The following is a 6,108-nucleotide window of genomic DNA, read 5'->3' as shown; positions in this document are numbered from 1 at the left end:
GCGCATGGAAATCCGCGATGCGCTGGCCTTCTTCCGTGTCGTCGCCCAAGGCGCCGACGACCTCGCCTTCGAGCGCATCGTCAATGTGCCGAAGCGCGGCCTTGGCGAAGCCACCATCCGCCAGATCCACGACACCGCGCGTGCGCTGCGCATCCCGATGCTGGAGGCCGCCGCCAAGCTGGCCGAAAGCGACGAGTTGAAGCCGAAGCCGCGCGCTGCCTTGCGCGAGGTGTCGGCCAATTTCGAGCGCTGGCAAAAGGCGCTGGAAACCACGCCGCACACCGAGCTCGCCGAGACCATCTTGGAAGAGAGCGGCTACACCGACATGTGGAAAAACGACCGCTCGGTCGAAGCCCCCGGCCGGCTGGAGAATTTGAAAGAGCTGATCCGTTCGATGGAGGAGTACGAATCGCTGCGCTCCTTCCTTGAGCATGTCGCACTCGTCATGGACGCCGAGCAGAATGCCGGGCTCGACGCCGTCTCGATCATGACGCTGCATTCGGCCAAGGGCCTCGAATTCGAGACCGTCTTCCTGCCCGGCTGGGAGGAAGGCCTGTTCCCGCACCAGCGTGCGCTGGATGAAGGCGGCCGCTCCGGGCTGGAGGAAGAGCGCCGCCTTGCCTATGTCGGCCTGACTCGTGCCAAGAAGAACCTGCATCTTTGGTTCGTCTCCAACCGCCGCATCCACGGCCTGTGGCAGTCGACCATCCCGTCACGCTTCCTCGACGAACTGCCGGAAGCCCATGTCGAAGTCGCCGAAAGCGGTAACTCCTATGGCGGCTACGGCAATTCCTATGGCGGCGGTTCTTTTGCCTCCGGTCGCGGCGGCCAGGGCGCGGGACGGCAAAACCCCTATGGCGCCTCGCGCTTCGACAATGTCGGCGCCGATACCGAAAAATCCGGCGCCTTCTCCAACACCTATGCAACGCCGGGCTGGCAGCGCGCGCAGGCCAACCGCACCGAGGCGACCGACCGCAACTGGGGCTCGCGCTCCGGCCACCAGGTCGAGCGCATCGGCTATGGCGAGACGGACAGCGGCTACGGCGCCGGCCGCACCTCGGTCAAGGGCCGCACCATCGATGGCGAACTGGTCGCCAAATCCGTCGCCGACAAGCCATCGCCCTTCAACGTCGGCGACCGCGTCTTCCACCAGAAATTCGGCAACGGCAACATCTCGGCCATCGAAGGCAACAAATTGACCATCGACTTCGACAAGGCCGGCCAGAAACGCGTTCTGGACGGGTTTGTCGCGGCGGTGTGAAGATGGCGTTTTCCCGCGGACAGCTCCCACCTTCGTCATCCACGGGCGGAGCAGGAGCGAAGCGACGTCGCGGAGACCCGAGGATCCATGCCGTGACCTTGGCCGTGGAGTGCAGCGGAGCAGAATTCTGCACCGTAGTGACGCGTTGAAGTTGCGGCATGGATCCTCGGGTCTGCGCTGCGTCGCTACGCTCCTTGCTTCGCCCGTGGATGACGAAAACGATGAGCGCCGGCGCCAATCGTCAAGGCATGCGATCCTCCAACGAAACCCTCACCGATACCGCGCCTGGTTCCACTTATGACCGAGCAGCGACAGGATGATGATTAGGCCGTTGAAGAACTGCACGTAGAAGCCGCTCAATCCTGCCGCCACGACGCCGGTCTGGATGAAGGACACGGTGACAGCGCCGATGGCGCCTCCGACCACGGTGCCGATGCCGCCCCAGGTCGGCGTGCCGCCGACGAACACCGAGGCCAGCACCGGCAGCAGATAGCCATCACCGGCGGTCGGCCACCAGGTGAAGTTGATCATCACCGAGAAGGTGCCGGCGATCGCGGCCCCGATGCCGACGAAGACAAACACTTTCACCCGCACGCGCTTGACGTCGATGCCCATCTGCTGGGCGCTGTCGGGATTGTCACCGACCACCCTCACCTGCGCGCCGAAGCGGTGGCGGTTGTAGAGCATCGCCGACAGCACGACGAAGCCGATGGCCCAGAAGATCTGCACCGGAATGCCCAGGAGCTGGCTGGAGAAGATCGTATAGGCCCAGCTGTCGCTGAGGCTGGTCAGCGCCATCGACTTGCCTTCGTTGATGATCTGGATCAGGCCTCGCAGCAGGAAATTCATGCCGAGCGTCGCGATCAGCGACGACAGCCCGCCATAGACCACCAGCGACCCGACCAGGAAGCCGAGCAGCATGCCGGTGACGAGTGCGGCGGCGATGCCGAGGAACGGATTGTAGCCGGCCTGCACGACCAGCGCGAAGACCCATGAGGCAAAACCCATCGTCGCCGGAAACGACAGGTCGATCTCACCGCAGGTGACGACGAAGACCAGCGGCACCACCACGAACAGCGCAACGGGGAGCGTGGTCAGCACCGAGCGGTAGAGATACCAGGTGGTGAAGACGGTCGGGTTGGCGATCATGAACACCGTCATCATGACGATGAACACGGCGAGCGTGCCGAGCGCGGCACGGTTGTCGAGGATGAAGCCGCGCATCCAGTGATCGGAAGGGTGTTTCCACTCTTTCTGGGCACTGGGGCGGGCAATGCCGGCGGACGGCTCGTGCAGATCTGGCTCCATGGTCTTGCTCATCGTGCTCTCTGCTCCGCGTCGCCGGCATCGTGCAGTCCGGCCAATCCGCCGGGATGCGCGACCTCTTCCATGAAGTTGATGAGATCTTCGGCCGACTTGACCTCGCTGCGGTCGGTCGTCAGTGCGACCTTGCCGCGATCCAGCACGACGAAGCGATCGGCGATGTCGAAGACATGATGGATGTTGTGGCCGATGAACAGGATCGAGCGGCCGCTCGCCCGCACCTGGCGCACGAAATGGAACACCTTGGCGGTTTCGGTCAGCGACAGCGCCGTCGTCGGCTCGTCGAGGACGATCAGCTCGGCCTGCTTGTAGATGGCGCGGGCGATCGCCACGCCCTGGCGTTCGCCGCCCGAAAGCTGGCCGACGATCGACTGCGGCGTGAACACTTTCGAGGTGAAGCCGATCTCGCGCATCAGCCGGCTCGCTTCCTCGATCTCCTTGTTGACCCTGAGAAAGCCCATGAAGCCGGTCAGTTCGCGGCCCATGAAGATGTTGCGAACGATGGTCTGCTGCACGGCCAGCGCCCGGTCCTGGAACACCGTCTCGATGCCGGCCTCGCGCGAACGCGCCGCACTCCACCCGGTCACCGGCTTGCCGCGCACGAGGATTTCGCCGCTGGTCGGCTTGACCACGCCGGAGAGGATCTTGATCAGCGTCGACTTGCCGGCGCCATTGTCGCCGAGCAGGCCGACGACCTCGCCGCGGTCGACGCTGAGATTGACCCCGCCCAGCGCATAGACCTGGCCATAGGACTTGCTGATGTCGCGCAGTTCGATGAGGCGTTCTGCCATCGGATCCTCGCTTGATTGTCTGTTGCCGGCTTCGTCGCCAGCGGTCCCGCCGGCCGGGGCCTGAGATCCCGGCCGGCGGCTTGGGAGGTCAGCGCAGCGCCTGCTTGGCGAGCTCAGCGACGATCTCGTAATTTTCGGGCGTGACGAAACCGGCGCCGGTGTCGACATTCATCGGCGCCAGCCCCAGAACAACCTGCTGGCAGAGGCTGAGGATCGGCAGATAGCCCTGCAGGAACGGCTGCTGGTCGGCGGTCAATTGCACCCAGCCGCCCTTGAAGCCCTCGACGATCTGCGGGCTGGTGTCGAAGCCGAAATTGAATATCTCGCCCGCCTTGCGTCCGGCCGCCTGCATGTAGGTCGATACATTGCCGAGCATCTGCCCGCCGGGATAGCCGACCGCCTTGACGTCGGGATTGTTGAGCAGCGCCGCGGTAATCACCGGAATGGCCAGATTGGGATCGGACGCCCATTCGCCGCTCGGCGGAGAGGACAACTGGATGACCTCGACGCCAGCGTCCTTGAGCGCCGCCACCGTGCCGCGCTCGCGCGCGCCGCGGCTTTCGTTTTCGAACGGACCGATCATGATCGCCTTGTCGCCGGCCTTCAGCTTGCCCAGCTTGAACGCCTCGGCGCCGAGCGCGCGGCCCTGCTGCTCCTGCTGGGCGCCGACATAGCCGCCGCCGAATGCTTCCACCACCTTCGGCACCGGCACGTTCTGGTACATCATCTTGATGCCGTCCTTGTGCGCCTGTTCGGCCAGCGGCATGATCGACGCGTCGCCCGGGTGGCCCATCATGGCGATGCCGTTGGGCTTGACCGCGACGGCCTCACGCAGTTGCTGCACCATCTTTTCGATGTCCCACTGGGAGAAGATGTAGTCGACCTTCGGCCCGAGATCGGCCTCTGCCTGCTTGGCGCCATTGTAGACGATGGTGCCGAAAGCGTCGCCCTCGGCGCCGCCGACGAAGAAGCGGATGTGGACGTCCTTGCACCATTTGGCGTCGAGCGCCCGCGCGGGCAAGGTGGAGATCGCAGCGGCAAGCATCGTGGCGGCGGCCACGACGGTCGAGCGCAGAACTGTCCTTCTCATCGTCATGCTCATGCACTTATCCTCCCTTTTTGTCCTCGCAAGCGAGGAGTTCGACATTCGCTTCGGCAATGTGCGTTGCAGACATCCCGGCCGGCTCCTCCCGCCGGCCGATCCTCACATCGGGTTCGGCAGGTAGGTGGCCCCTCCTCTGCATTGCTTCAGATATTCCAGCGCCCGCACCTGGCCGGTGATCTCGAGATCGCCGCGATAGACCGGGTCGTGCCAGCCCTCGATGTCGATGGCGCCCTTGTAGCCGGCCAGCCGCAACTCGCTGATCACCCGCGTCCAGTCGCTGTCGCCAAAACCCGGCGTGCGCATCTGCACGAAGGGCAGTCGGCCGAACACGCCATGCTCGCGGATCACGTCCCAACGCACCGTCGCGTCCTTGCCGTGGACGTGGAAGATGCGCGGCGCCCATTTGCGGATCTGCGGCATCGGGTCGATCAGATAGACGAGTTGATGGCAGGGCTCCCATTCCAGCCCGAGATTGTCATCGGGCACTTCGTTGAATATCAGCTCCCAGGCGTCCGGATTGTGGGCGATGTTCCAGTCGCCGGCGGCCCAGTTGCCGTCCATGGCGCAGTTCTCGAACGCGATGCGGACGCCCTTGTCGGCGGCGCGTTTGGCCAGCGGTCCCCAGACCTTCTTGAAGCGCGGCAGGCTGTCCGGCAGAGGTTTGCCGCGCAGGCGGCCGGTGAAGCCGCTGACCATCGAGGTGCCGAACAGATGCGCGTTGTCGATCACGGTCTCCCAGGCCTTGAGCACGCCGCGATCGACCTCGCCGTCTTCCAGCGGATTGCCGAACACGCCGAGCGAGGACACGGTGACGTCGGCATCGCCGATCGCCTCGCGGATCTGGCCGGCGAGAAGCGCCAGGTCCTTGCCGCCAAGCGTCTGCCAGAAGAAGGGTTGGATGCTCTCGAAGCCGAGCGGCAGGATCTGTTTGACGTAAGCCGCCGGGTCGTCGAGATTGGCCCGCACCATGGTGCCGATCCGGATGTCGAGAAGCGGGTTCGGCGTCATTGTGCGTCCTCTGCGATTGTCACGCGGCGGCCGGTCTCGGCGCTTTCGATGGCGCCAAAAACCATGGCCAGGCTCTTGATGTTGTCGGCGCCGCGCGTTTCCGGCTCGGTGCCGGTCTGGATGGCGTGCACGAAATCCTGGAGAATGCCGAGATGGCCGCCGACGCGATCGGACGCATCGAGCGGCGGCACCGCGATCGGCTGGGTTTTGTCGAACATTCCGTCGCGGCCCGGCATCACTGCTTCTGCCCTCAGCTCGTCATTGCCGTCCCAGAGCAGGCTGCCGCGCTCGGCGACGATGCGCCATGTACTTTCCCAACTGGTGCGGAAGCCGGCGGCGCACCAGCTCCCGGCATAGGTGAAGACCTTGCCGCGGCCGAGATCGAAGACGGCGCTGGCCGACGATCCCTGCCGGTACCAGGAATTGGCCGGCTCCCATTCCTGGCAATAGACGCCGGCCGGCTCGCCGGCGACCATATAGCGGGCGGCGTCGAATGTGTGGATCGCCATGTCGAGCAACAGCACATGCGCCATCTCCTCGCGAAAGCCGCCGAAATGCGGTGCGACGAAAAAGTCGGCGTGGATGCTGGTAGGCGTGCCAATGGCGCCGGAGTCCAGGAA

The 6,108-nt window shown here is 64.8% G+C and carries 6 protein-coding genes; 1 reads left to right on the top strand and 5 read right to left on the bottom strand.

The genetic code is table 11. From position 1 onward, the window contains the following. Nucleotides 1–1,261: ATP-dependent helicase (locus EN939_RS17385; RefSeq protein WP_164751044.1), on the top strand; the 1,261-nt coding region annotated here is incomplete at its 5' end. A 270-nt stretch (nt 1,262–1,531) separates the two neighbouring features. Here the strand turns inward: EN939_RS17385 and EN939_RS17380 are convergent. From EN939_RS17380 to EN939_RS17360, 5 genes are all read right to left on the bottom strand, one after another. Then, nucleotides 1,532–2,581 carry an ABC transporter permease gene (locus EN939_RS17380; RefSeq protein WP_127269008.1) on the bottom strand — a complete coding sequence of 350 codons (1,050 nt, stop codon included), beginning with the start codon at nt 2,579–2,581 and terminating at the stop codon, nt 1,532–1,534. Further along, on the bottom strand, nt 2,578–3,375 hold the full coding sequence (locus EN939_RS17375; RefSeq protein ID WP_013530993.1) for an ATP-binding cassette domain-containing protein: 798 nt from the start codon (nt 3,373–3,375) through the stop codon (nt 2,578–2,580). The genes EN939_RS17380 and EN939_RS17375 overlap by 4 nt, the downstream gene beginning before the upstream one ends. An 88-nt stretch (nt 3,376–3,463) precedes the next feature. Continuing rightward, the gene (locus tag EN939_RS17370) at nt 3,464–4,477 is read right to left on the bottom strand and encodes a substrate-binding domain-containing protein (RefSeq protein WP_127269007.1); all 1,014 of its coding nucleotides are present in this window, start codon (nt 4,475–4,477) and stop codon (nt 3,464–3,466) included. Between the two features lie 102 nt (nt 4,478–4,579). Next, nucleotides 4,580–5,488 (bottom strand): sugar phosphate isomerase/epimerase family protein, encoded by a 909-nt coding sequence (locus EN939_RS17365; protein ID WP_127269006.1) that lies wholly within the window; start codon nt 5,486–5,488, stop codon nt 4,580–4,582. Further along, a partial coding sequence (locus EN939_RS17360; protein ID WP_164751043.1) for a Gfo/Idh/MocA family protein occupies nt 5,485–6,108 on the bottom strand: 624 nt, incomplete at its 5' end. The genes EN939_RS17360 and EN939_RS17365, both read right to left, overlap by 4 nt.

This window comes from Mesorhizobium sp. M7A.F.Ca.CA.002.05.1.1, assembly GCF_003998335.1.
Taxonomy (GTDB): domain Bacteria; phylum Pseudomonadota; class Alphaproteobacteria; order Rhizobiales; family Rhizobiaceae; genus Mesorhizobium.
This window is presented reverse-complemented; position numbering and strand designations above follow the sequence as displayed.

What these genes read in the sequence shown, in the direction of transcription:
- EN939_RS17380 (WP_127269008.1), bottom strand. Translation starts at nt 2,581, where the DNA reads ATGAGCAAGACCATGGAGCCAGATCTGCACGAGCCGTCCGCCGGCATT.
- EN939_RS17375 (WP_013530993.1), bottom strand. Translation starts at nt 3,375, where the DNA reads ATGGCAGAACGCCTCATCGAACTGCGCGACATCAGCAAGTCCTATGGC.
- EN939_RS17370 (WP_127269007.1), bottom strand. Translation starts at nt 4,477, where the DNA reads ATGAGCATGACGATGAGAAGGACAGTTCTGCGCTCGACCGTCGTGGCC.
- EN939_RS17365 (WP_127269006.1), bottom strand. Translation starts at nt 5,488, where the DNA reads ATGACGCCGAACCCGCTTCTCGACATCCGGATCGGCACCATGGTGCGG.